The sequence below is a fragment of the Paenibacillus sp. D9 genome (assembly GCF_001188365.1).
GTDB lineage: Bacteria > Bacillota > Bacilli > Paenibacillales > Paenibacillaceae > Paenibacillus_O > Paenibacillus_O humicus.
Genome location: NZ_JZEJ01000001.1, coordinates 5,363,405 through 5,387,335, shown reverse-complemented (window position 1 = coordinate 5,387,335; position 23,931 = coordinate 5,363,405). Strand labels below are relative to the sequence as shown.

Sequence of the window (23,931 nt, the reverse complement as noted above, 5' to 3'; positions counted from 1 at the left end):
CGGCGGACGGATATCAGGCGCAAGAATCCGCTACAGAGGCGGACATACGCGGGAATACGCGAAGAAATCCTACGAGATCCAGTTGGAAAGCGGGCTGGTCCTTCATTGGAATGCGGAATCGGATGATCCTTCCATGATCCGCAACGCGCTCAGCTTTCATTTCATGGAGCAGATCGGAGTCCCTTCCCCGCGCACCCGCCCGGTATGGCTGTCGGTCAGCGGCAGGCCGGACGGCATTTATTTGGAAATTGAAGCCGTCAATTCCCGCTTTTTTTCCATGCGCGGAATCCGCTACCGGTCTCTTCTGTATGCAGCCAACGACAGCGCCAACTTCGAGCTCAAGGATCCCGAGTCCCGGCGCCGCAAGCGATCTCTCGCCGACGGGTATGAGTTCATCGAGGGAGACGGGGACACGCTTGTCCGTTTATCCGACTTCATCGGCGGGCTCCACCGGCTGAAAGACTCGCGCCTGCAGGAGGCGATCGAGGAGCGTCTTGATTTGGACCTGTATTTCAAATGGCTGGCCGGCGCCGTCCTCACCGGCAACTACGACGGCTTTGAGCAGAATTACGCCTTGTACGAGGATGACGCTTCCGGCCGCTATGGCATCCTTCCCTGGGACTACGAAGGCTCATGGGGCCGCAACTGCTTCGGCAAGCCCTGCTCGGCCGATCTCGTGCGGATCCAGGGCTACAACGGCTTGACTCGCCGAGTCTTCCAATTCCCGGAATGGAGAAGGCGTTATGCCGAAGAGCTGGAGCGCATCATGGAGACGGAGTTCACGGAAGAGAGGATCGGTCCCGTCGCGGGCGGCATGCTGGAGAGGATCGCATCGGCCGTCAAGCTCGATCCGGCGCGTGCAGCGACGCTGAAGGCGTTCGGCGGAGAGAAGGCGTTCATCCTCGCCTACATCGGCAAACGCCGCCGGTTCGTGAGGGCGGAGCTGAAACGCTGGCTGGGGAATGAGGTCAGCTTGCCTCGCCGGCAGCTGGCGGGCGGCTCCTCAGACTGAGCTTGTCGGACGGTTCCCAGACCAGGCGGTCGAGTCGGCGGCGCTTCTAGACTTTACCTACAATCGGTTGTTTTCCCAGACAATCACGGCCGTCTCTCCCCCGCTGCCGTCGCCGTCTGCCCCTGCACCTTCAGGGAACGCCTGATGAACCACCAGCCGGCGATCGGAGCGGAGCCCAGAATAAGCAGAAGCCAAGCCAGCCGATCCGGACTCGGGGTTCCTCCGGAAGCTACGACGAGGAACGCCCCTACTCCCGCTACGCGCCCGACGGTGAGCGAGGCTTCTCTAAGCACCGTATATTCAACCCTTCTCCTTGCCGAGTCCTCGCTTCTTCCGATCAGATCGAACACGGCGGAAGTCATGGGAATCATATACAACGGAGCGAACAAAGACGTTCCGATTCCAAGCAGCAGCAGCGTGGAATACTTGACTCCGGCCAGAAGCGGAACGATGACCGCCGTCATGGCCAACGTACCTGCCAGCATAGCCGCGCTCCGTCTGGATGGCCGCAGCAGCTTGCCGCAGATCCAGAAGCTTACCAGAGCGACAAGCGAGGTGACGAGATAAAAGCTTCCGAGCTGCTTCTCCCGCTGTGTCGCCGCATATACGGTCAAGCCGATAAGGAACATGAAGACGCCGTCCCTCAGGCCTTGAAACAGAATGGCCGGCACGAAGCGGCGCCACGGGCTCGATGGATCCCTCAGCTCCCGTATGGCCATGAACCATTGATACCGTCCTTGAGGCGGTCTTTTTTTCAGCTTGGCGCTGATGACAGCGGCCAATACGAACAGAGCAAGCGACAAGCCGAAAATAACCGCATATCCGGCATCGCCTCCACGGGCGGCGATAATGATTCCGGACAGCCATGGCGCGAACATGCCGACCCCTGAGCCGAGCAAGCCGGCCCACCCGTTGAACCGGTCCCGGTTGTCCCTTTCGGTAATTTCAAAATAGAGGACATTGTAAGCGAGCCAAAAAAATCCGCCCGCAATGCCGTTCAGCATGCCGAGCGGCGCGGCATAGCTCCGGGCGGCTCCCCCTAGCAGCAGCACGCTCAAATAAAAGATGCCGGACAAAGCGACGCCTGTCCTCAGCGACAGGACCAGACCCTTCTGCTTTACCCAAGCCCCGGCGAGCCATACGCATATCCCTCCGCATAAGTATTGAAGCAGGGAATACATGCCGACCAGGCTGTAGTTGTGGCCCGCCTTGAACAGGTAGACCGGTACGAACGTCCCCGAGAAGGCATTCGCTGAATTGAATAGGGTCAAAACGGCGAGCAGCATCGCGGCTTGGCCGTCGATGGCTGCCTTGCCCCGGCTTGCAGCCTTCTGCCTGCCGTGCGGAGCCGAAGAGCCGGCGTCCCGCCCGATCGGCCTTTCCCCCGCCATGGCAGCCGCTTCCATGTCCCCTCTTCCCGGTTCGCCGCCTTGTCCGGGAACAGGCATGTCTGCCGGAGCAGACAGCCGCCGCCTGCGATGTTTGCGCGTGCTCATATGTGCAACCACCTCCATCGTGACAGCATTCCCCGGCTTTAATGTTCGTCTTCATGCCTTTTTTTGGTTCAGCCGGCAGCCATTCTTCTTGAGGCTTCCCGCTTGGAGCAGCGGCTGGAAAAAACAAAAAAGGCCGCCCCTAGTCATGTTCATGACTTGAAGGACAGCCCCGGCTGTTTGTTCAGCCGTCGGTTCGCATAAACAGCAGGATCAGCTTTCCTCGCCGAGCGCGGAAGTCAGGAAGCCCCTGGCATCGCGGTCAAGCTTGAAGGACACTTCATGGCAAGCCGGGCAGACGTAGACCTGCAGGCCCGGCGACGGCGGGAGGAGCGGCTTTTTCAGTGCCGGCGGCGCGGCCGGCTCGAATGGAGCCAGCGGCTGCGTGCCGCCGAACAGCATGTACTCTCTGCAGGACGGACATTCCGGCATCTCCTCCTGATCGTCCATGATCCGTTGGATCTTCTCGTCGGCCAGCAGCCGGGAACGAGGCCTGCCTCCTCCGGCCCAGCCCGTGTCGTCGCCGGCCTCGTCAGCATCCCAGTCCGAAGCTTCGTCATCCTCGGCCTCTGCCGCTTCCGGCGCGGCGTCATCGTTCTCGCCCAGCTTCAACGTCCGGTATCCGGTCAGCTCGTTCTCGCAATGAGGGCAGTACTCTTCCGGACCGATCTCCTCATCCCATACGATCTCGGTCGAGCACCAGGGGCAGATCAAGCCTGTTTCCTGCGTTTCCTTGCTCATCGGCTCCGTCTCCTTCCGTCAATTCAAATAGATGATACCCAAAACAAAAAACAATACCGCAAGCACGGCCAGCGTGCCCCATAAATATTTCATCCCAAGCCCTCCGCTGCTTATGCCTCGCAAATCGGCTTCTATATCGTTCCTCCGATCACGAAGGAAATGGAGACGGATATGACCATGGCGATGAATCCGACCGCGCGGTTATCCTTCCTGATTTCCTCGTCGATCCGGAATACCGGAGTCAGAAACTCGAACAGAAAGTAGGCGAGAAGCAATATGATAAACCCGTATGCGCCCCAAAGCAAGCCCGCATAGATGGAATCCCCCGCATTGGCGGAAAAACGGAAAATATTGCAGATGCCGAATATTTTTCCGCCGGTCGCGAACGCAACCGCCATATTGCCTTTGCGGATTTCATCCCAGCATTTATACTTCGCGACCCATTCGAACAAGGATAAAAACAGGATCAAAGCCATGATGGCTATGGATACATAAATCAGGGAGGAAAAGTACTCGTTGCGAAGCAGAACATCGACAATTTTGTCCATTCCTGCACCTCCTGCCTGCCTTTGGTTCAATACGGCGCTTTTCCTTGGGCCGCCGAAGCCGCGGAGGCCTACTTCAGCTCCGCCACGGTCACTCCCGATCCGCCCTCGCCATAGTTGCCCAGACGATAGCTCTTCACAAGCTTGTGGCGGCGCAGGAAATCCTGAATTCCCGTCCGCAGCACTCCCGTTCCCTTGCCATGGATAATGTACACCTGGCCCATCCCCGACAAGAACGACTCGTCCAGGAACCGGTCCACCTCGATGATGGATTCATCCAGATTGCTGCCCCTTAGGTCGAGCTCCATTTTCACGCTGTCGTCACGGGTGCGCTTGAGCGTAGCCGAAGCTTTGGGCGGCTGCGTCTTCGGAGCCGGAGCCTGCTTCACGAGCTCCAGATCGTCTTTCTTGACCTTCATCTTGAGGATGCCAAGCTGCACGGTAGCTTCGCCCCCGGACATGTCGACGACGTAGCCCTTCTGATTCAGGCTGTGCACGATAACCTCGTCCCCGGGACCGATGCTGCGGCCGGCTTCCGCTTTCTTGCGGGCGGCCTGCTTCCGGACAAGCTCCGGAGAAGCCTCCTCCAGCCGCTTGCGGGCTTCGGTCAGCTTATGGTCCTTGACCGCCGCTCCTTCTTCCTTGGCGAGCTGGCGCAGCTCCGAGATGATTTCCTCCGCTTCGCGCCTCGCCTTGGCCACGGCGAGCCGGGCTTCTTCCTGGGCTTTGGCCAGCATCCGGTCCCGCTGCTCCTCGAAGCGCCTAAGCTCCTGGTCGTACAGGCTGCGCTCCTCTTCGAGCTCTCTGCGAAGAGCTTCAGCCTGTCCGCGCTCCGCTTCGGCGCTTTGGCGGTCCCGCTCGAGCGAAGCGATCATGCTTTCTACGCGGAGATCGTCTTCGCTGACCTCGCCACGGGCCTGCTGGATAATGCCTTTGTCGAGGCCGAGCCTCTCGGCGATGGCGAACGCATTGCTTCGGCCCGGCACCCCGACCAGAAGGCGATAGGTCGGGCTCAAGGTCGCGATATCGAATTCCATGCTCGCGTTGATGAGTCCTTCGCGGTTGTACGCATAGGCTTTCAGCTCGCTGTAGTGGGTCGTGGCCAGCATCCGGGCGCCTGACCGGTGGATATGGTCGAGAATGGCGATGGCGAGCGCGGAGCCTTCCGCAGGATCCGTGCCGGCGCCAAGCTCGTCGAGCAGCACCAGGCTGTCCGACGTCATGCGTCCGAGAATGCGAATGATGTTGGTCATGTGGCTGGAGAACGTGCTGAGGCTCTGCTCGATGCTCTGCTCGTCGCCGATATCGGCATAGATGGCGTCGAAGACGCAAAGCTCCGTACTGTCGTCGGCCGGTACGAACAATCCCGACATCGCCATCAGGCTGAGCAGGCCGACCGTCTTGAGCGCGACCGTCTTGCCTCCCGTATTGGGACCCGTTACGATGATGCCGGTATGGCTTCCTCCCATCTCCAGATCGAGAGGCACAGCCTTGTCCCGCTCGATCAACGGATGGCGTCCCCGCCGGATGCGCAAATACCCGTTGCCGTTCATCGCCGGACGCTCGGCCCGCATGCCGTGCGCAAGCACGGCTTTGGCGAAGGCGAAATCCAGCTGCGCAAGCAGATCGTGGTTGATGGCCAGATCCTCGGCCGCTTCGGCCGCCTCGGCGGTCAGCTTCTGAAGGATGCGCTCGATCTCGCGCGCTTCCGCAGCCTTGACCTCCCTCAGCTTGTTGTTCATCGCGACGACTGCCTCCGGCTCGATGAACAGCGTCGCGCCGGAATTGGACTGGTCATGGACGATGCCGCCGAAGTGAGAGCGGTATTCCTGCTTCACCGGGATGACATAGCGGTCTCCCCGCAGCGTGATCAGGCTGTCCTGAAGCATCTTCTGAACGGAGGAGGAGCGCAGCATCGATTCAAGCTTCTCCCTTACCTTGCCTTCGCCCTGGCGCAGCTCCCGGCGGATCTGGGCCAGCTCGCTGCTGGCGCTGTCGAGGACATGGCCGTCCTCGTCGATGCAGGCAAAAATCGAGTCCTCAAGCTCCTTGCGCGGATAAATGCCATCGGCGACATGCTCCAGCAGAGGAATCGGATGATCTTCATGCACATGCAGAATATGGCTTCGGACCCTGCGGGCTCCTCTGGCGGTCAGCGCCGTTTCCAGCAGCTCCGCCGAGCTCAGCGTTCCTCCGATGACCGCCCGCTTGAGATGGGCGCGGATGTCGGCGATGCCGCGGAACGGGCCGTTTCCCTTCAGGCGGTATGCCGCTGCCGCTTCCTCGGTAGCTTGGAGAGAGCGCTCGACATCGGAAAGCTCCGAGGAGGGAGCGAGCTCTTCGGCCAGGCGGCGGCCCATCGGAGTCGATGTATGTTGAAGTAGTTGGTCGATGATTTTGGCATATTCGAGTGTATGCAGGATTTTGCTGTCCACGAGCGTCATGCAGCTCCTTTCAACGTCATTATACCGGAAGCGGGGAATCCGCGCACGCAGGTCAAATCGGCTATACATGAAATAGCCCGAAAACATCCACACTAGGAGCGAAGGCTGAGTTCAAACTTCAATTCACTAAGGAGGTACCCGCATGAGCTTTTTAGGACATGTCGTTCGTTTTATCGTCGCGGCCATCGTTCTGATGCTGGTGGGTTACATCGTTCCCCAGTTTGCCGTAGGCGGATTCTGGAGCGCTTTGATGCTGGCTCTGGTCATCGCTCTGCTTGGATGGGTCGTCGAAGGCATTTTCGGCAAAAGAGTGACCCCCTTTGGACGCGGCATCGTCGGCTTCATCGCGAGCGTCGTCGTCATCTGGCTGGCCCAATTCATTGTCGGAGGAGTAGCCGTGACCTGGCTCGGCGCCATTCTGGCCGCGCTGGTCATCGGGATTATCGATCTCTTCATTCCGACGCCTTTCGATGCCGGCCGCAACAAGAAAGAGCATCATTGAACGCAGGCACGGAACGGAGCCGGCAACTGCTCCTTTCGTGCCTCTACATATGTCATTTTTTGTTCAAACCCTGTCCGGCATACTCATTTCATCCCATTTCCAAATTCGTTATGATAGATAGAAGACAATCCGAAAGGGGACAACCACTGTCATGTTGCATAAATGGGGAAGAAAGCTGCCGCTCGCGGCAGCCATGGCCGTACTTCTCGTTGCGCTTACCGCATGCGGCTCCGGCGCCAGCAATTCCGCCTCCACGACGGAGGACTCGACTCCAGCCTCCCAGGAAGTCGTCGTCAAGGCCACCAATTACAAGTTCGACCAGCAGACATACGAAGTGAAAAAAGGCGAGCCGGTACGGATCAAGGTCGAAACCGACGGCATCCACGGCATCAAGGTCGCCAACACGGATATTGCCTTGAAAGCCGGACAATCGAAGGTATATACCATCAATGATGCCGGCGAATATGAAATTGTCTGCAGCATCCCGTGCGGACCCGGCCACGAAAAAATGCGCGCGGTTCTCAAGGTCCAGTAAGATTACGCCCATCAAGGGGCATCGTTCCCTGATTATGCAGCCGGCTTGATTTTTGCCGGCATGCAAAAAACCGTCTCTACTGCCGCAAGCGGCAAGGAGACGGTTTTTTTTTGGCTGCAGTGAAGTTCGCGCAGGCGCCGCAAAAGCCTGTCAGCTCTGTTCGATCAGCTCGATCCATTCATTGTACTCCGTCTGCAGCTTGGAATATTCGCTGCGGAGCTTTTCATGCTCGATCTTCAGCCGCTCATGGGATTCGGCCAGCCGCTCGTTCTCCGTATGGAGGTGGCTGATGCCGTCGCGATGGTCCGAACGCTCCGCCTCCAGCTCCTGCAGGACGCTCTCCAGCCGCTCAAGGGCTGATCCCGATGCCGCAGCCTCCTGGCGGGCACGCTCTATCTCCCGCCGCAGCTCGGCTTCCGTGCCGGATTGCTCCTCCTGCTCTTCGGCCAGCTGTCTAAGCTGATCTTCGCGCTGAGCAGCCAGCTGCTGCAGCTCCCGCAGCTTGTCCTCCAGCTGGAGCATCCGCTCCCCGGCCGCACGCTGCGAAGCCTCCCGCTCCGCTTCCGCCTGGGCCGACCGTTCCGCGGCCTGCCGCTCCAAGGATTCGGCGCGCGCTTGGGCGTTACGGAGCTCCTCCAGCAATCCGCTTACGCGGCCCTGATGGCCTTGCTCGACTTGCGCAAGGCGATCCTCGGCTGCCGCCAGCTTCGCTTGCAGCTCCTCCAGCCGACCGCGGGCGAGATCCAGATCCTGCTGGGTGCCGCGGAGCTGGGCTTGCGATGCCTCGAGCAGCCGGCCCCGCGCCTCCTCCTGCTCCAGCACGGAGTAGAGATGCTCCTCGGCGTCGCTAATCCGCTTGCTCCATTCCTCCTGCAGCGCAGCATTGGAGGCGGCCGCCTCTCTAAGCCGCTTTTCCAGCTCGCTCCGCTCCTCCGCCCAGACTTCCGCGCTGCGAAGAAGCTCCCCTTGGCGGGCCTCCTCCAGCTTTTTAAGCTCCGACTCCCATTGGTCGCGGTTCCGGGAATGGCTCTCCTCCAGCTTCGCGGCCTTGGCTTCCGCCCTGACGGCGTCCTCTCCCGCACGCGCGGCTGCCGCTTCCGCCGCGGCAAGCTTCTCGTCCGCAGCTGCGGACGACAGCCTCATCTCCTCGCGCATCCGCGCCGCCTCGGCTGCCGCTTCTTGTCTTACGCGCTCCAGCTCCGCCTCGGCGTCCTTCGAGCGCTCCAGCTCCCTGCGCTCGGCGGCTTCCTTCACATGCTCAATCTCCCGCGCTGCGCGCTCCAGCGATTCCCTGAGCTCGCTTGCCGCAGCTTCCCGCTCGGCCGAGGACGCCAGGCGCAGACGTTCCAGCTCGGCCTCGAGAGAGGCCGTCCGCTCGCGCAGCCGCGCTTCAGCGTCGATACGGGCCTGCTCCGCCTCCTGGAGCAAAGCTTCCGCAGCGGCCGACGCCTCGCCAAGCTCGCGCTCATGCTGCTTGCGCAGCTCAGCCTCGCGCGCCTGCATTGCCGCTTCCGCCTCGGCCGCCGCCTGACTGCGCTCGCTCTCCTGCTGCTTGCGCAGCTCAGCCTCGCGCGCCTGCATTGCCGCTTCCGCCTCGGCTGCCGCCTGACTGCGCTCGCGCTCATGCTGCTTGCGCAGCTCAGCCTCCCGCGCCTGCATTGCCGCTTCCGCCTCGGCCGCCGCCTGACTGCGCTCGCTCTCATAGCGCTTGCGCAGCTGCTCCTCGCGCTCGCGAAGCGCCGCCTCGGCAGCGGCTGCCGCCTCGCTATGCCGGCTCTCAAGCTCCAGCCGCAGCTGCGCCTCGCGTTCCTGCATAGCCGCTTCCGCAGCGGCCGACGCTTCTGCGAGAAGCGCCTCATGGCGCTCCTCCAGCTTCGCCGCCTCGCTGCGCCAATCGGCCTCCCGGCCGGCAAGCGCGCCGTCCATCTCCGCTCTCATACGCGCGCGCAGCTGCTCCAGCTCGCTCTCCTTGCCCTTGCGCTCGGCGATCAGCTTCTCCTCCAGAGCGCTCACCTGCTCGCGATACAGCTTCTCGCGCGCCGCCAGCTCCTCCTGATGCTGCTGCTGCAAAGCCTCCCTCTCCTGCTCGCGCTCGCGGCACTCCGCTTCGTACAGCTGTTCAAGCTCGGCGCGCTCCACGGCGCGCGCATCCGCCTCGCGGTCGTACAGCTCCTGCAGCTCCGCGACTTTCTGCTGCAAGGAGCTTTCGAGGCTCCTCATCTCGGAGGCGAACCTGGCTTCCCGCTCCTCGATCTGTGCGGCGTGAGCCTCGTCGAGCTCGCGTCGCTGCTCCTCGAAGCGAGCCGCAGCTGCTGCCCGCTCGCTTTCCAGCAGTTCCTCGAGCTCTCGCCTGGACTCCTCAAGCTGCGTCTGAAGAAGCTTGCGCTCGCGCTCCAAGCCTTCCTTCAGCGCCGAGCTTTCCGCCGCATACCGGCTCGCCGACTGCTCCAGCGCCGCAGCGTGAGCCTCTTCGCGCTCCTGGGACTCCTCCTCGTACATCCGCTCCCATTCCTTGCGCTCCGACTCCAGCAAGCGTGCCGCTTCGCCGCGTTCGCTCTCATGCTGCCGCTCGCGCTCCTCGATCTCGCCGCGATGCGCCCTTACGAGCTCCTCGCGCTCAGCCAGCCAACGCTCCTCAAGCCGGGCGGCGGCCTCGGAGCCTTCGCGCTCCAGGCGCAGCGTCTCTTCCTTGACGGCGGCCTGTACGGCTCCGAGCCTTTCCTCCGCTTCGCTGCGCATTGCCCGCTCGGCTTCTTCCCGTTCGCTCAGCAGCTGATCGAGGCGCGACCTGGACTCCTCCTCGCGCCGCTTCATCTCCTCCTGCATGCCCTCGACCGAAGCCTGGGCCTTCTCAAGCTCTCCGACAAGCGTTTTGCGCAGGCTCTGCTCTTCCTTCAGCAGGTCGCTGTCGCTGCGCAGCCGGAACACATCCTCCGCCATATGCACCGCCGCCAGCACAGCCAGCCTCGGCATGTCCAGTCTCGGATAGCCTTTCGCCAGCTTATGCATGTTCTCGTCGACGAGAGCCGCCACCCGGCGGATATAGTCGACGCTGGAGTGGCCTGTGAGTTTATATTGATGTCCGTATATATCCACCGTTACTTTCAAGCGATCGGCTTCCTTCAAGGCGGTATCCTCCCGTTGTTGTACGGCTGTGCTCCCGATGGCTGCCAGCGGCGGCGAAACGCTCCCGAGGAACAGGAGCTCCTGTCTTCGGCGGTGCGGGGCATCGGTGCAAGCCTCTATATTAAGGCCCGGTGACGGGCGATGGTTCAATGTTCATGCGGTTCATGCGGTTCATGCGGTTCATGCGGTTCATGCGGTCCGTGCGGTTCAAGCGGTTCCGAAAGTCCAGCCATTCGTCTGTTCCTTTGGACCTATCGCTGGAAGTCGAACCAGTCTGTGCTGCTCGTTATGTAGCGATTGCTCGATCCATATATTCCTATGGCAAAAACTCTATTTCCTTACGACGATCAAAACCCTCAAAAGGCTTCCGAATCCGCTGCTCAAAGGAAAAACCGCATCCGCAGTCCTCTTTGGGGACTACTTCGATGCGGCTTTACGCGTTTCCTGCCTATTTCCGCAATTCAGCGGAGAAAGATTGTTCCAATTCGGCGACGGCCTTGGCATGCAGCCCGGCGACCTCTTCGTCCGTCATCGTGCGCTCCGGATGGCGGTAGACGAGCGACAGCGCGACGCTCTTGCGTCCGGCGCCGAGCTTCTCGCCCGTGTAGACGTCGAAGACACGGACGGACTCAAGCAGCTCGCCGGCCGCTTCCTTCACCGCTGCCGTGAGAGCAGCCGCCGGAACGCCCGCATCTACCGTGACGGCGATGTCGCGCTCCGCGGCCGGATACCTCGGCAGCGTGCGGTAGACGATGGAACGGTCCGCGGCGTCGTACAGAACGTCGAGATCGATCTCGGCGACGAAGGTATCGTCCAGATCCTCCGCCTGCTGGGCTTCCGGATGAAGCTGGCCGACGTATCCGATCGTCTGCTCGCCGAGCTCCGTATGCAGCTTGACGGCAGCAGTCCGGCCGGGATGCAGATGCTCCGGCGCGTCCGCTTCGTAGGTGACGGAGCCGCTCAGGCCGAGCGCGGCGAATACCGATTCCAGCACGCCTTTGGCGTCGTAGAAATCAGCCTTTTGCGCTTTCCGGTTCCAGGAAGCTCCGCGCAGGGCGCCTGTGAGCAGCACGGCCAGGCGATGCTTCTCGTGAGGCAGAGCCGTGAGCGCCTCTTCGTCGGTATGGAAGACCGTGCCGATTTCAAAAACGGCGAGATCCGGATTTTTGCGGTTCCGGTTGTACGTCGCCGTCTCCAGCAGCTGCGGCAGCAGCGAGGTGCGCAGGACGCTCCGCTCCTCGCTCATCGGCATGGCGAGACGGATCGGGCGCGAGCCTCCTCCAAGCGCAGGGAACAGCTCCGTTCGGGCCGGGGATGTGAACGAATAGTTGATCACTTCGCTCAGGCCTGCATCGGAGAGCCGGCGCCGCAGCTCGCGGCGGATCGCCTGGGAAGCCGTCAAAGCGCCCGGCGTCGTGTCGCCGTGGATCGGCGTCGTCGGAATGTTGTCGTAGCCGTACAGACGCGCGACTTCCTCGATCAGGTCCACATCGCGGGAAATATCGCCGCGGCGGGTCGGGACCTCCACCTTGACGGCGGAGCCGTCCGCCGAAATCTCGGAGCCGAAGCCGAGGCGGCCGAAGATCGTCTGGATCTCGAGCTTGGCAATCTCCGTTCCAAGATAGGCATTGATCCGATCCAGGCCGACCGTGATGACGATCGGTTCCGCAGCCTTGACAACCTCCTGCACGATGCCGTCCGCTACGAGTCCCTGGCCGAGGCGGGCGATCAGCGAAGCCGCGCGGTCAAGCGCCGGGATGACCCGGGCCGGATCCACTTCCTTCTCAAAGCGCAGGCTCGATTCGGAGCGGAGGCCGAGCTGGCGGGATGTGCGGCGCACCGTCGAGCCGTCGAACTTCGCCGACTCCAGCACGATGTTGACCGTCTCATCCGTCACCTCGGAGTTCGCGCCGCCCATGACGCCGGCAAGCGCGACCGGCTTGTCGCGGTCCGCGATGACGAGCATATGGGGCTGCAGCGTCCGCTGCTGGCCGTCGAGCGTCTCCAGCGTCTCGCCTTCGCGGGCCAGACGCACGACGATGCTGCCGCCCGCCACTTGGTCCGCGTCGAAGGCATGCAGCGGCTGGCCGTACTCCAGCATGACGTAGTTCGTCACGTCGACGATGTTGTTGATCGGCCGCACGCCTGCCGCCATGAGGCGGTTCTGCAGCCAGAGCGGGGACGGAGCGACGTTGACGCCCTTGATGTAGCGGGCGCTGTAGTGGGAGCACAGCTCCGGAGCCTCGACGCTGACGGACAGATGGTCGGCGGCCTTCTCGGCAGCGGCGAACACGTCCTGCTCCGGCAGCTTGACCGGACGGCCGGTCAGAGCTCCGACCTCGTAAGCGACTCCGAGCAGGCTCAGCGCATCGGAGCGGTTCGGCGTCAGGTCGAGCTCCAGCACATGCGTGTCGAGGTCGAGAACCTCGCCGATTGGACGGCCCAGCTCCAGCTTGGGCAGCACGAGAATGCCTTCCTGCAGCTCCTTGGGCAGCAGCTTGTCGTTCAGGCCGAGCTCGCGGGCGGAGCAGATCATGCCCTGCGATTCGACGCCGCGCAGCTTCGCGCGCTTGATATTCAGTCCGCCCGGCAGCTTGGCTCCGACCGTGGCGACCGGCACATGCTGGCCGGCGTCGACGTTCGGCGCGCCGCAGACGATCTGCAGATCCTCTCCGGTGCCGACGTCGACCTTGCATACATTCAGCTTGTCGGCATCGGGATGTTTCGTCTTTTCTTTGACAAAACCGACGACAACGCCGGCCACGCCCTTGTCCATCGGTTCGACCGCATCGATCTCGATGCCGCCGTCCGTCATTTTCTCGGCAAGCTCCTGCGGCGTGATGCCGCTCAGGTCGACGTAATCCTTCAGCCAGCTCGTAGATACTTTCATCGCTCGTTCCCCCTTACATTCTCGCGAACTGGCTCAGGAAGCGCAGATCATTGGTATAGAAATGACGAATGTCGTCAATGCCGTACTTCAGCAGCGCGATGCGCTCGATGCCCATGCCGAAGGCGAAGCCGCTGACTTCCTCCGGATCGTAGCCGCCCGCTTCAAGCACCTTCGGATGCACCATGCCGCAGCCGAGAATCTCGAGCCAGCCCGTCTGCTTGCACATCCGGCAGCCGCTGCCGCCGCACTGCGAGCAGGTGACGTCGACCTCGGCGCTCGGCTCGGTGAACGGGAAGAAGCTCGGGCGCAGTCGGATGCGGGCCTGACGGCCGAACATTTCCTGCACGAACTGGAGCAGCGTTCCCTTGAGATCGCTCATGCGGATGCCTTTGGCGACGACAAGGCCTTCGACCTGGTTGAACTGGAAGCTGTGCGTCGCATCGTCGTCGTCGCGGCGGTATACTTTGCCGGGGCAGATGACCTTGAGCGGAGTTTTGCCGCCGCTGGCCTTCATCGCGCGGATCTGCACAGGGGATGTCTGCGTGCGCATCAAGATGTCCTCGGTCACGTAGAAAGAGTCCTGCATATCGCGCGCCGGATGGTTTTTCGGCAGGTTGAGCGCCTCGAAGTTGTAGTAGTCGGTTTCGACTTCAGGTCCTTCCGCGATGGAATAACCGAGGCCGATGAAAATATCCTCGATCTCCTGCTGCACCTTCACGAGCGGATGGATCGCGCCCGTCGGCAGCCGGCTGCCCGGCAGCGACACGTCGATCGTCTCCGTGCGCAGCCGCGCATCCGTCTCGGCGCGGCGGTAAGCGGCGCCTTTCTCTTCCAGCACGGCCTCGATCGCGCCGCGCACATTGTTCGCGAGCTCTCCGATGACCGGACGCTCCTCGGCGCTCAGCCCGCCCATCCCGCGCAAAATTTCCGTCAGCGCGCCTTTTTTGCCCAAATACTTGATTCTGAGATCTCCCAGCTCCTGCGGGCCGGCTACCTTCTCCAGCTCCTGCAGCGCTTCGGCGCGCAGCGCCTCCAACCGTTCCTTCATGGCTCACATGCCTCCCTGATTAAACTCCTCGTCGAAACTCCACTAAAGAAAAATACAAAAAGGCCCTCTCTCCGCAAAGGGACGAAAGGACCGTGGTACCACCCTGATTCCAGCCTGCTTGCGGAATGGCCGCCCTATCCTGTGGATAGGTCGCCATGCCGTCTTGACGGATGAACGCTGTCTCTGTTCCTGACAGGGCCTTTTCCGCGCGGGCGGAAGAAACGCTGTCCTGCAACATGGACAGGAATCATGCCGCCCTGGCGCTTCATGCGCCCGGCTGCTCTTGCCGGATAACGGCCGGCTGACCGTAGCCTCCTACAGGCGCGGCCGGGGCCGTGCGTTCAGAGCTCCGCTCCGGAGTGAATTCGTCCATGCTGATTGCCCGGGGACGCTCTCAATCTGCGGCGTTCCCTCCCTGTGGATCAGGCCTGGCTTACTGGTCTCCATCGTAGCATTGGGGTTGATTAAGACAATTATGCCCTATTATATCCGGGAACAGACGCAGTTGCAACCCGGGCTCGCGCTTCCTCCGCTCACAAGGGCGCGGCTTGGGACGTCCGTTCGCGGGCGGGACTGCTTCCGTTTGGCATTTTCTTGCGTCTTCTGAATCGCTTCAGCCTCATTCTCCACTCCCCCCTGCCTGTATAACAATTTGATTGCTTGATCATTCTTGAAAAAAGGATGGAAAATTAGGCTCAGCCCTCTGCAACAAGCATAACGGCAGGGGCGTCAAACAATTGGATTCAGCGCATATCCAATACGAAGGCGGCATACATAGGAGTAGTTGTCCAGCCTGCCGGAATGCAAAAAAAGGCGAGTCGTTCGCCGGATGAAAGAGCGTGCGGAGAATGAATGGAATGCTTGGAGTTTCGGGATTGTCTTTCCTGCTGGTCGCGGCAGGCTCTCCGCTGCTCATCTGGACGCTGCAGAGCCTGAAGCTGACGCAGCCGATCCGGGCGGAGCTGCCCCCGGACCATCAGGCCAAGCGAGGGACTCCGCTGATGGCCGGTCTCATCCTGCTCATCGGCATCGTCATGTCCATGCAGTTCAAGGCGACGCCGATGATGCTCTTCCTCTGCTCGGCCTTCCTGCTGTTCAGCTCCATCGGCTTCATGGATGATTACCGCAAGGCGGCTTACCAGGATGCTGGAGGGATCTCGGGACGCGCCAAGCTCGTGCTTCAATTCGCTTTCGCCGGAACGCTGCTTTATGTCCTGTTCCGCTATTTTGGGCTGACCAGCGGGATCGCGCTGGTCCAAGGCTTCGCGCTGCAGCTGCCCGCTGCCGTGTATATCGCCGTCATGCTGCTCTTCATCGTTGGATCGGCCAACGCGATCAACTTTACGGACGGGCTCGACGGCCTGCTGATCAATGCCGCGATTCCGACGTATTTTTTCTTCTTCGCCATATCCGAGCGGCCGGAAGTCCAGGCTTTCTCCCTCGTCATGATCGCCTGCCTGCTCGGGCTGCTTCTCTATAATATCCATCCGGCGAGAGCGTTCATGGGCGATACGGGGTCGCTCGCGATCGGCGGCTCCCTGTCGTTCCTGGCGGTTCTTGAAAAGGTCGAGATCCTTATTCCGATCTTGTTCTCGGTCTACCTGGCCGAGCAGCTGTCGGTCATCCTCCAGGTGTGGTATTACAAGCGCACCAAGCTGCGGTTGTTCCGAATGACTCCGATCCATTACCATTTCAGCCTGAAGTACGGCTGGAGCGAGAATCGGATCGTCATCGTGTTCGGCCTGATCTCCTGGCTGTCGGCTCTCGTCAGCTGGCTGCTGTGGAAATTTCTTCTTTAAGATGGAGCGGCAAAAAACCGCGAGCCGATGGAATCCGGCTCGCGGTTTTGTCTGAATCAAGGGGCTCTCATGCTCTCCCTTTAACTTCCTTCATGGAAACATCGGGATTTGGGGGCTTGTCACCCTTTCGCCCCGCGGCGGGCAAATGCGGCAATGACCGCTGCCGCGCCGAGAACGAGAGCGGCGATCGACAAGTAGAGCGGCAAGCTGCTCTCCTTCTCAGCAGGAGCTGCCGCATGATCGGCGTCGGCCGGTGCCGGCGAAGCGGCAGGATCCGTGCCTGCCGCGGCGCCGTGGCCATGGCCGTCGCCTTCTCCGGTTCCTGCAGCTACCGTCGTGACGGAAGCGGGATATTCCGCATCGGCCGCTCCGACCCATTCCACGACGCTGCTGTCGCTGTACGTCTGGTAGGCCTTCCAGTTCAGCTCCTTGGCGTCGGCGGCAACCTTGCCGGAAACCTTGAATTCGTTGAACTCCTGCTGCGTAAGGCCTTTTCCTTCATCCGCCGTCCAGGTGATGGACTCGATCTTGCCGTCCGCCGTCGTCTCGAGCGTCGTCTTCCAGCCCGGAAGCGGCTGCGTACGGGATACTTCCACTCCGTCCGGGACGCGGACCTTGACCGCCGTCGTCGTGACATCCGCCTTCTCGCTCGGCACGCGGACCGTGAACACCTCGTAGGAGCCCTGTGTTGTCGCCTTCGGCCATACCGTCACATGCGCGCTCGCGATGCTGCTCATCAGGAGCATCATCAGAATCGCGGCTCCCGCCGCAGGGAACAGCTTTTTCATGCTTTTTGCTTTCATCATGCACCCGCCCATTCCTTATGGTCTCAACAACTCTGCTTCAAAGTATAATCCTGCTCCAAGGAAAGGACATGACTCCAAAGGGCTACCAGCCGAAAAAGAATGTGAACATCCGTCGAACGTTCATCTCCGATCCATCATTCCCTGCTCATAGGCGTATCGGGTAAGCTGGACCCGGTTGTCCAGATGCAGCTTCTGCAAAATATTTTTGAGATGGTTCTTCACCGTATGCTCCGAAATGCCCAGCACAGCCCCGATTTCTTTATTGGACTCGCCATGCGCAACCCGCTCGAGAATTCCTTTTTCCCGCTCGGTGAGCGGAGTGAGGGACGAGGAAGCCTGCCGCTTGGCCGGCTTGGCCCGATAGGCGGACGGAGCGGACGGAGCAGCCGCCCCGCCGCCGGCAGGCAGGAATTCATGCAGAATGCGCGTGGCGAGCTCTCTGCTCATCGGCGCCTGATCCAGCGATACGGCCCGCAAATAATCCAGCCAGGCGGATGGAGAAAGGTTTTTGAGCAAATATCCTTGGGCCCCGCGCTTGATCGCCTCGAACAGATCGGCGATATCATCCGACACGGTCACCATGACGATTTTGATTCCGGGCTGCGCCGCCTTGATCCGCGAGGTCGCTTCCAGTCCTCCGAGATCCGGCATCCGGATATCCATCAGGATCAGATCGGGCTCAAGCTCCCCGGCGAGCCGCACCGCTTCCTCGCCGCCGGATGCTTCTCCTGCGATCTGAAAGTAGCCATCCTCCGAAAGGATGATCCGCATCCCTTCGCGGCCATGCGGATGATCGTCGACAAGCAGCACCCTGCAGCTGTCCGCTCCTGCGCCTTTAATCTGTTCCGCGCTCTGAAGCTCTTCCATATGCGCACTTCCTTTCCGATTCCGGCCATCGAGCCTGGAATCCGCTCCGTCATCAGCTTCCCTTCTCCGCAGACGGCTTTCGCGCCACCTCAACGGCTGTCCCGCCGCCGCCTTGCGAATCCGCCGGGCTGGAGAAGCGGAAGGTCCAGCCCGCCCCGGCAGCCCGGTCCTTCATCATGCGCACGCCGTATCGGTCCTTGGCCTCGGCGGCGCCAGGAGCGGCTCCGTCCCCGTCGTCCACGATGCGGCAGCGGAAGCCGCCCGCCCCTTCGGTGCGCCCGCTCACTTCCACGACCGAAGCCGAAGCATGCTTGCGCACGTTCATCAGCGCCTCGCGGATGATCGCGAGAAGCTCCACCTTTTCCCGGCTCGTGAGCTGGGTATCGGGGATGCGCCAGTCCACGACGACACGGGTGCCGGATGCTTCCAGCTCCGAGGCCGCATCCTTCAGCGACTTCAGCCACGGCATCTCCTCGGGCTCGGGCGCGCTGCGCAGATTGGCGATCGACTCCCTCACGTCGTCATAGACATGCCGCACCGTGCGGCGGATCTCGTCGGTCGCCTCCTTCACTTCCCCTGCGCCGGCCGACCGCTCGAGCCGGTCCAGCTTGACCGACAGCAGGAACAGCGACTGGGAGATGCCGTCATGAAGCTCGCGCGCCAGCTGATCCCGCTCCTGAAAGGCGGCTTTGACCGCCTGCTCCCGCCTCAGCTGCTCCTGGGCATTTTCCAGCATCTCGAAAAGCCGGTACAGCAAAGTGACCGTGACGAGAAAAACAAGCACCGGACTGATCAGATTGCCGGTATCCATCGACAAGTAGGGAAGCAGGAACGTATGCCTGGAGTATTCCCATGCGGCCGTGACCACAGTCGGCGTCCACAGGATCAGGCGCTTGATCGCAACAGCCTTCATCCGTCTTTCCCCGCCCTCCGTCAATAATTGCGGAAGCTGGTCCGCTCGACATGCTCGTCGTCGTTGGAATCCAGCACCCTGACCTCGGCCGTCCATTTCCCGGCGAACGGAAGATAAGGGCCTTTCACCTTGTAAGCGAACTTCGTATACCCGTCAAACGAGCTGATCTCGTCATCCTTGAACGGCTCCACCGGCACCTCGATCGGACCCATGTCGGGCTTGTCCTCGGAGATCAGCCGCAGCTTCACCGACTTGGGCGCTCCGAGCTTGTTGAACATCCAAACCCTCGTCGTGAATTCATTGTCTCCCGGCACGTTCGGTGCGATGCGGATCGACACGTGGAGGGCGCTGCCCATCTGATGCCATGCCACCGGCTCGTTGGCGGGCAGCGGGCTCAAATACGTGAAGGCGCCGACGACGACCAGGATCAGGCTCATGAGGATGCCGTCGGCTTTGAGCATGGCTCCGGACGGGAAGCCGGAGCGCTTCATCCGGCGGCGGATGAAGGCTCCCGTGACGGCGACGAGCACGACGAGGCCGGTCTTGACGAGCAGCATGATTCCCCATGGCGTGATGAACAGATAAGACAGATCCGTCAGCCACAGCAGCGTCATGGCGATGCCGGAAAGAGTCAGCACCGCGATGCTGATCCAGGCCGCCCGGGTGAAGCTGGCGGCGAAGCGTCCGGCTTCCTTGCGGTCTCCCGCCCACAGCGCCAGCAGCAGCATGAGGCCGCCTGCCCACAATGCAGCGCCGGCCAGATGGATGTAATCAAGCGCCAGGTTGACCGCCTTCGGCTCCAGCGCGGCCGCATGTCCGCTCCACGCCTCCTGGGCGAGCAGCAGCAGCGCCCATAGAGCCCGCGTCTTCGCCAGACGGGCCGGCACCATCAGTCCTGCAGCGGCAAGGACGAGCAGAGACAGCCATGTGATGCCGACCGATGTCCGGGTGAACAGCTTGATCCATTCGGATCCGGCCTGCCCTTCCATCAGCTGCGTCGATTCCATGAATACATAGAGCAGCCCGGCCAGCATCAGCCCTTGGCCCGGCAGCCTCTCCAGCCGGGAGCGCAGCGGCTCGGCCAGCCCTGCAAGAGGCCGGTACAGGAAGAACCAGATCGCCGCTCCCGCCGCGAACATCAAGGCGGCGTAATAGAGGAACCTCACCGCATAAAGCAGCAAGGCAGAGGTCGTGAGCGCTCCTTCCGCTTCATGCCCGGCATGGCCGAGCTGCGCGTGCAGATCGAAGGCCGAGGCGTCCTTGGCCGCGGGAGGATTGCCCACGACGAACACGTAAGAGCCTCCCACCGGATGGCCGTCTTCGGATATGATCCGGTATGAAACGGTGTAGACGCCCTCGCCAAGCTTGGGCAGCGGAAGCGTGAGCGACCGGTGGTCACTGCTGAGGACGGCCTTGCCGGATGTGACGCTGGCCGACTTGCCGTCCAGCACCTGGAGCGCTCCTACCGCTTCCTCGATCCTCTCGTTGAAGACGAGCTTCACTTCGGACGGCGCCGCTTCCACGCGGGTGCCGGCGGCCGGAGACGCCTCCTGCAGCGAGGCGTGCGCCGAGGCGAGGCCGGGCAGCAGGCTGAGCCAGATCGCCGCGGCCGCCGCCAGCGCCATCAGGCAGCGGAGGCTCATATGGATCGGCTGCGGCCGCCGCCGCGACGGCCGAAGATCAGAATTTACATGCATGATGCCTGAACACGTCCTTTCCGTATGTCAGCTTTAGTTTACAAGAAGGAGGCCGGACTGACCAAGCGGAAGTGTGAACGTTGTCCAACACTCGATGACAGACGCGCGCTGGAACCGGGCTTAAAGCTCCGGCGGAGAAGATCGGACGGCAGATAGGGTGTGGGCGAGGACGGTGGCGCGGCAGTGTCAGTCACGCGGCGGAGATGGTCGCGCAGCACGGTCGGTCACGCGGCACAGTCAGCCACGCAGCACAGTCAATCATGCAACACAGTCAGTCACGCGGCGGAGATGGTCGCTCAGCAGAGCCGGTCAAGCAGCATGGTCGGTCACGCGGCCGAGACTCGGATTCGATTGGGAAGCATCCCGCCAGCTTAAGGGGCAATCCGATCGCCCGTCGTTTTAGGTTCGGATTCAGCCCGCCGTCAAGCAGGACGAACGAGGGCTCGCAGCGAATGCGTAAGGATACGGATGGAAGGAAGGTGCTGCGCGCATGAACATAGTGGCCCGATCGAAGGATATCGTCGTCTCCTATTCCCAGCTGTGCGTTTACCCGGCAGGGACCGAGGAACCGTTCCCGGATTGGACGGATGAAGAAGTCGACCAGGGCTTTGCCTGGAAAAACAAGAGCATTTCGAGCTTCGAAGCGATGGATGATTCCCGCTGCATCGTGGCGGTAGCGGTCGAGGAAGGCGAGCCTGGAGCAGCCGCGGGCGCCGCGCGGTCCATCTTGGTTCCATTCGAGGTTCCCGCGGACGGGAAGCTGAGCATTTCCAGCATCCTGTCGAACACGGTCGAGGCCGACGTTCCGCCCGGCAGCTGCGGGCTCGTTTTCAATGCTGTGCCTGGCGCAGACGGCGATGCCGCTGAGCAGCCATGGACTTATATTTTCGCCCTGTATCCCGGATATGAAGGCGAGGCGGCGATCCTGCTCCAGGATGAGGCGCTCGATCCCCCTTCCCCGCTCCTGTTGGCCGGCATGAAAACCTGACTGCCGAAAGCCGTCATGCATAACGCTCCGCCGGACTGACCACGCTACCACTGGAGGTGGATATGATGCATCAACCGTTCGAGCCTTACCGGTTCGCCGATCTGAGCGAATCGGATGATGCCGTGCAGCAGATCCGGGAACTGGAGCGGCAGCTTACCCGGCAGCAGGGCGTTCCCGTCACGCTCATCGCCTTTCAGCCGGAAACGGCCGAGGAAGACCGATAAAACCCCGGTGAGCCAAAACGTTCCAAGACTGAAAAGGCCGCTTTCCCCGTCAATCCGGTGAAGGCGGCCATTTGCTGCTTCCGATCGCCGGGCAGCCTCGTCTGGTCGGCCATACATAGACCCAGCCTTGCCTGGAAGGAGCATCGGCATCGGCCGTCCAGATCCGTTCGTAGTCGTTGCTTTCCTCCGGTCCCCCGTACTCTTCCAGCCGGTCCGTTTCGGCAAGGCCGCCGATGCCGATCCGGAGCCACCAGCCGGATACGGCGCCGCTGTCCCCAGCTTCAGGGAAAATGACCAGAGCCGGGTACAGCCCCGCCGCCGCGTCGACCAAGCTGCCTCTTACTCGGCCCCTCGCCGCTTCCCGAACCCATGCCTCGATGACGCCATAATTGGACATCCCCGGCTGCAGAGTTCCGTAGACGAACAGCCATGCTTCATCGTTCATGACGTTTTCCCGTCCCCCCGCCACCATCATGCCCGTCTCCGGCGGGCCCGCCGATATCCGGAGCCGCAACGCGCACGCCGGCTTCCTCCAGTCCACGGCGCAGCAGCATCGCTGCTTCGGCGGCTCCGGGACGGTCCCCGTGCAGGCATATCGTGGCAGCGGATAGGGATAGGACCGGTCCTTCCAACGTTCCGGCTTCGCCCCGGGAAGCGATTCCCAGAGCCTGCGCGAGCACGGCATCCGGATCGTGCAGCACCGCCCCCGGCAGCGATCGCTCGGCCAGCTTTCCGGATGCCGTATAGGCGCGGTCGGCAAAAGCTTCGGCGACAGCCGGCAAGCCATGTCTGGCTGCCGCTTCAAGCAGCAGGCTTCCCGCCTGCGCGAAAACGGCCAAGCCGCAGCGGAGGTCCGCTGCCGCCCGGGCGACGGCTTCGGCGGCCGCTTCGCTTTGATTGCACATGTGGTACAGCGCCCCATGAGGCTTCATATGGCGCAGCCTTCCGCCGCTTGCGCGGACGAAAGCCTCCAGCGCTCCAAGCTGGTACAAGACGCCATCATAGATTTCATCCGGGCTCAGCGCCATTTCCCGGCGCCCGAAGCCGAGCCGGTCCGGCAGGCCCGGATGCGCCCCGATGGCGACGCCGGCTTTCAGGCAGCCAAGGACGGAAGCCCGCATCGTGGCGGGATCTCCCGCATGCCATCCGCAGGCGATGTTGGCGCTCGTAATGCTGCGCATCAGGGCTTCATCCTGCCCGAACGACCAGGCTCCGTAGCCTTCGCCCAGATCGGCGTTGAGATCGATGCTTGCCATGGCCAAACCTCCCCGAATCGATCGAATTTCAACGATTGCCGCTCAATCTTCATAAGCCGCCTATACGGCCATGACTGCTGCCGGCATGAGGCAACCCGCGGCGAAGCGCGAGGCGGATCTTGTCAGATGGGATCTAGGATCCGGATTTCGTCGCCGTGGCACACCCGCCCGGGACGTTCGACGGAGCAAACGATTCCCCTCCGTCCGGCCGCTGCCTTGACGAAGCTTTGAGGCAGCCGTTCCCTTGGCATGACATGGTTCTGGACTTCCTTGCCTGCCTGCATGCAGGGGTGATTCTCCCCCTCGCACACAAGCCCGGCGCCGCTTGGGAACAGAAGGCGCGTGCCGGGAAGCAGCTTCGTAAGCTCCGGCAAGCCGGCAAGCATCAGGTTGGCGCCGATCCATTCCGGCTCCAGCGCCTCCACAGCCATGTCGGCGCGCACGGCTTCCATTTCCTCCGCCGACAACAGGCTGATCTGGCGGCGGTTCAATATCTCGGTGCCCCTCGGGTACATCGGCTGGCGGGCATCCGCCTTGGCCGTCAGGCCAAAGTGGCGGTCGCCGCGGATGCCTCCGAATTCCAGCTCGGCTTCGGCGAGAGGGCGGGAGACAAAGGAATTCGGCGCATCTGCGGTATATAAGCCGACAACCCGGGCTGTACGGCTGTTTTTTCTGGAAGAGGACATGATGGGTTCGAGCCTTCTTTCGCTTGTAGTTAGGGGGAAAGGGTTTTGAGCCGGAGAGCATGGTCAAGCATGGCCAAATCCAGCTCCTGGCCGAGATCCAGCAGCTGCGCCTCCTCGAGCCCGATCTCGGAGAAGGATACGCTGTCGCCGGGACGGAGCTGGGCCAGCAAGGGCAGGTCCGCCGAGGCGACATTCAGGATGACCGGGTAACCGCCGGTCGTGCCGCAGCCGGCGCCGAGAATGACCGGCGCGCCTCCGGGCGGCAGCTGCACCGTGCCGGGCGTGACGCCATGCGAGCGGATCTCCGCATGGCGGATCAGCTCGACCGGATGGGCGTCCGGCTGCAGCCGGACGCCCAT

Annotated in this window: 20 protein-coding genes and 1 pseudogene; 6 read left to right on the top strand and 15 right to left on the bottom strand. The window is 62.0% G+C overall.

The window, feature by feature from the left end; genetic code table 11:
* The coding region (locus tag VE23_RS24135; protein WP_232317030.1) for a CotH kinase family protein at window positions 1–1,012 on the top strand (1,012 nt) is incomplete at its 5' end.
* 83 nt (window positions 1,013–1,095) lie between these two features.
* On the opposite strand, the gene VE23_RS24130 is transcribed toward VE23_RS24135, so the two are convergent.
* The 4 genes from VE23_RS24130 to VE23_RS24115 all read right to left on the bottom strand — a co-directional run bounded on the left by VE23_RS24130 (window position 1,096) and on the right by VE23_RS24115 (window position 6,226).
* Window positions 1,096–2,508: an MFS transporter gene (locus VE23_RS24130; RefSeq protein ID WP_049869404.1), complete on the bottom strand. Its 1,413-nt coding sequence runs from the start codon at window positions 2,506–2,508 to the stop codon at window positions 1,096–1,098.
* A gap of 210 nt (window positions 2,509–2,718) precedes the next feature.
* The gene (locus VE23_RS24125) at window positions 2,719–3,246 is read right to left on the bottom strand and encodes a hypothetical protein (RefSeq protein WP_049869402.1); all 528 of its coding nucleotides are present in this window, start codon (window positions 3,244–3,246) and stop codon (window positions 2,719–2,721) included.
* A gap of 131 nt (window positions 3,247–3,377) precedes the next feature.
* Window positions 3,378–3,794, bottom strand: coding sequence for a DUF350 domain-containing protein (locus VE23_RS24120; RefSeq protein WP_021879502.1), 417 nt, complete (start codon window positions 3,792–3,794; stop codon window positions 3,378–3,380).
* Between the two features lie 68 nt (window positions 3,795–3,862).
* On the bottom strand, window positions 3,863–6,226 hold the full coding sequence (locus VE23_RS24115) for an endonuclease MutS2 (protein WP_049869845.1): 2,364 nt from the start codon (window positions 6,224–6,226) through the stop codon (window positions 3,863–3,865).
* Between the two features lie 151 nt (window positions 6,227–6,377).
* Here VE23_RS24115 and VE23_RS24110 point away from each other — a divergent pair, with 151 nt between their 5' ends.
* Both VE23_RS24110 and VE23_RS24105 read left to right on the top strand, forming a co-directional pair.
* Window positions 6,378–6,737 (top strand): phage holin family protein, encoded by a 360-nt coding sequence (locus VE23_RS24110; RefSeq protein ID WP_021879504.1) that lies wholly within the window; start codon window positions 6,378–6,380, stop codon window positions 6,735–6,737.
* 151 nt (window positions 6,738–6,888) lie between these two features.
* Window positions 6,889–7,272, top strand: a complete 384-nt coding sequence (locus VE23_RS24105) for a cupredoxin domain-containing protein (protein ID WP_048747421.1) — start codon at window positions 6,889–6,891, stop codon at window positions 7,270–7,272.
* A 150-nt stretch (window positions 7,273–7,422) separates the two neighbouring features.
* Here the strand turns inward: VE23_RS24105 and zapA are convergent, their stop codons facing one another.
* The 3 genes from zapA to pheS form a co-directional block, all read right to left on the bottom strand.
* Window positions 7,423–10,398, bottom strand: coding sequence for a cell division protein ZapA (gene zapA / locus VE23_RS24100; protein WP_049869401.1), 2,976 nt, complete (start codon window positions 10,396–10,398; stop codon window positions 7,423–7,425).
* 448 nt (window positions 10,399–10,846) lie between these two features.
* Window positions 10,847–13,288, bottom strand: coding sequence for a phenylalanine--tRNA ligase subunit beta (pheT, locus tag VE23_RS24095; RefSeq protein WP_049869400.1), 2,442 nt, complete (start codon window positions 13,286–13,288; stop codon window positions 10,847–10,849).
* A gap of 13 nt (window positions 13,289–13,301) precedes the next feature.
* Window positions 13,302–14,336 (bottom strand): phenylalanine--tRNA ligase subunit alpha, encoded by a 1,035-nt coding sequence (gene pheS / locus VE23_RS24090; protein ID WP_049869398.1) that lies wholly within the window; start codon window positions 14,334–14,336, stop codon window positions 13,302–13,304.
* Between the two features lie 848 nt (window positions 14,337–15,184).
* Here pheS and mraY point away from each other — a divergent pair.
* Window positions 15,185–16,135 carry a phospho-N-acetylmuramoyl-pentapeptide-transferase gene (gene mraY, locus VE23_RS24085; protein WP_048749884.1) on the top strand — a complete coding sequence of 317 codons (951 nt, stop codon included), beginning with the start codon at window positions 15,185–15,187 and terminating at the stop codon, window positions 16,133–16,135.
* A gap of 119 nt (window positions 16,136–16,254) precedes the next feature.
* Here mraY and VE23_RS24080 read toward each other — a convergent pair whose 3' ends face one another.
* From VE23_RS24080 to VE23_RS24065, 4 genes are all read right to left on the bottom strand, one after another.
* A complete protein-coding gene (locus tag VE23_RS24080; protein ID WP_332310183.1) occupies window positions 16,255–16,941 on the bottom strand; it encodes a YcnI family copper-binding membrane protein in 687 nt (228 codons plus the stop codon).
* Window positions 16,942–17,061: 120 nt separating this feature from the next.
* Window positions 17,062–17,808, bottom strand: coding sequence for a response regulator (locus tag VE23_RS24075; RefSeq protein ID WP_048749892.1), 747 nt, complete (start codon window positions 17,806–17,808; stop codon window positions 17,062–17,064).
* Between the two features lie 52 nt (window positions 17,809–17,860).
* Window positions 17,861–18,721, bottom strand: a complete 861-nt coding sequence (locus tag VE23_RS24070; protein ID WP_049869397.1) for a sensor histidine kinase — start codon at window positions 18,719–18,721, stop codon at window positions 17,861–17,863.
* 20 nt (window positions 18,722–18,741) lie between these two features.
* Complete coding sequence (locus tag VE23_RS24065) at window positions 18,742–20,418, bottom strand: copper resistance CopC/CopD family protein (protein ID WP_232317029.1); 1,677 nt, start codon at window positions 20,416–20,418, stop codon at window positions 18,742–18,744.
* A gap of 490 nt (window positions 20,419–20,908) precedes the next feature.
* Here VE23_RS24065 and comJ point away from each other — a divergent pair, with 490 nt between their 5' ends.
* Together comJ and VE23_RS26770 are read left to right on the top strand one after the other, a co-directional pair.
* Window positions 20,909–21,406, top strand: a complete 498-nt coding sequence (comJ, locus tag VE23_RS24060; RefSeq protein ID WP_049869395.1) for a competence protein ComJ — start codon at window positions 20,909–20,911, stop codon at window positions 21,404–21,406.
* A 62-nt stretch (window positions 21,407–21,468) separates the two neighbouring features.
* Window positions 21,469–21,630: a hypothetical protein gene (locus VE23_RS26770; RefSeq protein WP_157054045.1), complete on the top strand. Its 162-nt coding sequence runs from the start codon at window positions 21,469–21,471 to the stop codon at window positions 21,628–21,630.
* Between the two features lie 49 nt (window positions 21,631–21,679).
* Here the strand turns inward: VE23_RS26770 and VE23_RS24055 are convergent, their stop codons facing one another.
* From VE23_RS24055 to VE23_RS24040, 4 genes and pseudogenes are all read right to left on the bottom strand, one after another.
* The gene (locus VE23_RS24055) at window positions 21,680–22,075 is read right to left on the bottom strand and encodes a gamma-glutamylcyclotransferase family protein (protein WP_048749192.1); all 396 of its coding nucleotides are present in this window, start codon (window positions 22,073–22,075) and stop codon (window positions 21,680–21,682) included.
* The gene (locus VE23_RS24050; RefSeq protein ID WP_048749188.1) at window positions 22,065–22,886 is read right to left on the bottom strand and encodes a LamB/YcsF family protein; all 822 of its coding nucleotides are present in this window, start codon (window positions 22,884–22,886) and stop codon (window positions 22,065–22,067) included. Before VE23_RS24050 ends, VE23_RS24055 begins: the two co-directional genes overlap by 11 nt.
* Before the next feature lie 122 nt (window positions 22,887–23,008).
* Window positions 23,009–23,572, bottom strand: a complete 564-nt coding sequence (locus tag VE23_RS24045; protein ID WP_048749186.1) for an MOSC domain-containing protein — start codon at window positions 23,570–23,572, stop codon at window positions 23,009–23,011.
* A 29-nt stretch (window positions 23,573–23,601) separates the two neighbouring features.
* Window positions 23,602–23,931, bottom strand: a pseudogene (locus tag VE23_RS24040) (biotin-dependent carboxyltransferase family protein); the annotation flags it as partial.

What these genes read in the sequence shown, in the direction of transcription:
- VE23_RS24050 (WP_048749188.1), bottom strand. Translation starts at nt 22,886, where the DNA reads ATGGCAAGCATCGATCTCAACGCCGATCTGGGCGAAGGCTACGGAGCC.
- VE23_RS24070 (WP_049869397.1), bottom strand. Translation starts at nt 18,721, where the DNA reads ATGAAGGCTGTTGCGATCAAGCGCCTGATCCTGTGGACGCCGACTGTG.
- VE23_RS24125 (WP_049869402.1), bottom strand. Translation starts at nt 3,246, where the DNA reads ATGAGCAAGGAAACGCAGGAAACAGGCTTGATCTGCCCCTGGTGCTCG.
- VE23_RS24045 (WP_048749186.1), bottom strand. Translation starts at nt 23,572, where the DNA reads ATGTCCTCTTCCAGAAAAAACAGCCGTACAGCCCGGGTTGTCGGCTTA.
- VE23_RS24075 (WP_048749892.1), bottom strand. Translation starts at nt 17,808, where the DNA reads ATGGAAGAGCTTCAGAGCGCGGAACAGATTAAAGGCGCAGGAGCGGAC.
- VE23_RS26770 (WP_157054045.1), top strand. Translation starts at nt 21,469, where the DNA reads ATGATGCATCAACCGTTCGAGCCTTACCGGTTCGCCGATCTGAGCGAA.
- VE23_RS24105 (WP_048747421.1), top strand. Translation starts at nt 6,889, where the DNA reads ATGTTGCATAAATGGGGAAGAAAGCTGCCGCTCGCGGCAGCCATGGCC.
- VE23_RS24065 (WP_232317029.1), bottom strand. Translation starts at nt 20,418, where the DNA reads ATGCATGTAAATTCTGATCTTCGGCCGTCGCGGCGGCGGCCGCAGCCG.
- VE23_RS24120 (WP_021879502.1), bottom strand. Translation starts at nt 3,794, where the DNA reads ATGGACAAAATTGTCGATGTTCTGCTTCGCAACGAGTACTTTTCCTCC.
- pheS (WP_049869398.1), bottom strand. Translation starts at nt 14,336, where the DNA reads ATGAAGGAACGGTTGGAGGCGCTGCGCGCCGAAGCGCTGCAGGAGCTG.
- VE23_RS24080 (WP_332310183.1), bottom strand. Translation starts at nt 16,941, where the DNA reads ATGATGAAAGCAAAAAGCATGAAAAAGCTGTTCCCTGCGGCGGGAGCC.
- pheT (WP_049869400.1), bottom strand. Translation starts at nt 13,288, where the DNA reads ATGAAAGTATCTACGAGCTGGCTGAAGGATTACGTCGACCTGAGCGGC.
- mraY (WP_048749884.1), top strand. Translation starts at nt 15,185, where the DNA reads ATGAATGGAATGCTTGGAGTTTCGGGATTGTCTTTCCTGCTGGTCGCG.
- VE23_RS24055 (WP_048749192.1), bottom strand. Translation starts at nt 22,075, where the DNA reads ATGAACGATGAAGCATGGCTGTTCGTCTACGGAACTCTGCAGCCGGGG.
- VE23_RS24110 (WP_021879504.1), top strand. Translation starts at nt 6,378, where the DNA reads ATGAGCTTTTTAGGACATGTCGTTCGTTTTATCGTCGCGGCCATCGTT.
- VE23_RS24130 (WP_049869404.1), bottom strand. Translation starts at nt 2,508, where the DNA reads ATGAGCACGCGCAAACATCGCAGGCGGCGGCTGTCTGCTCCGGCAGAC.
- comJ (WP_049869395.1), top strand. Translation starts at nt 20,909, where the DNA reads ATGAACATAGTGGCCCGATCGAAGGATATCGTCGTCTCCTATTCCCAG.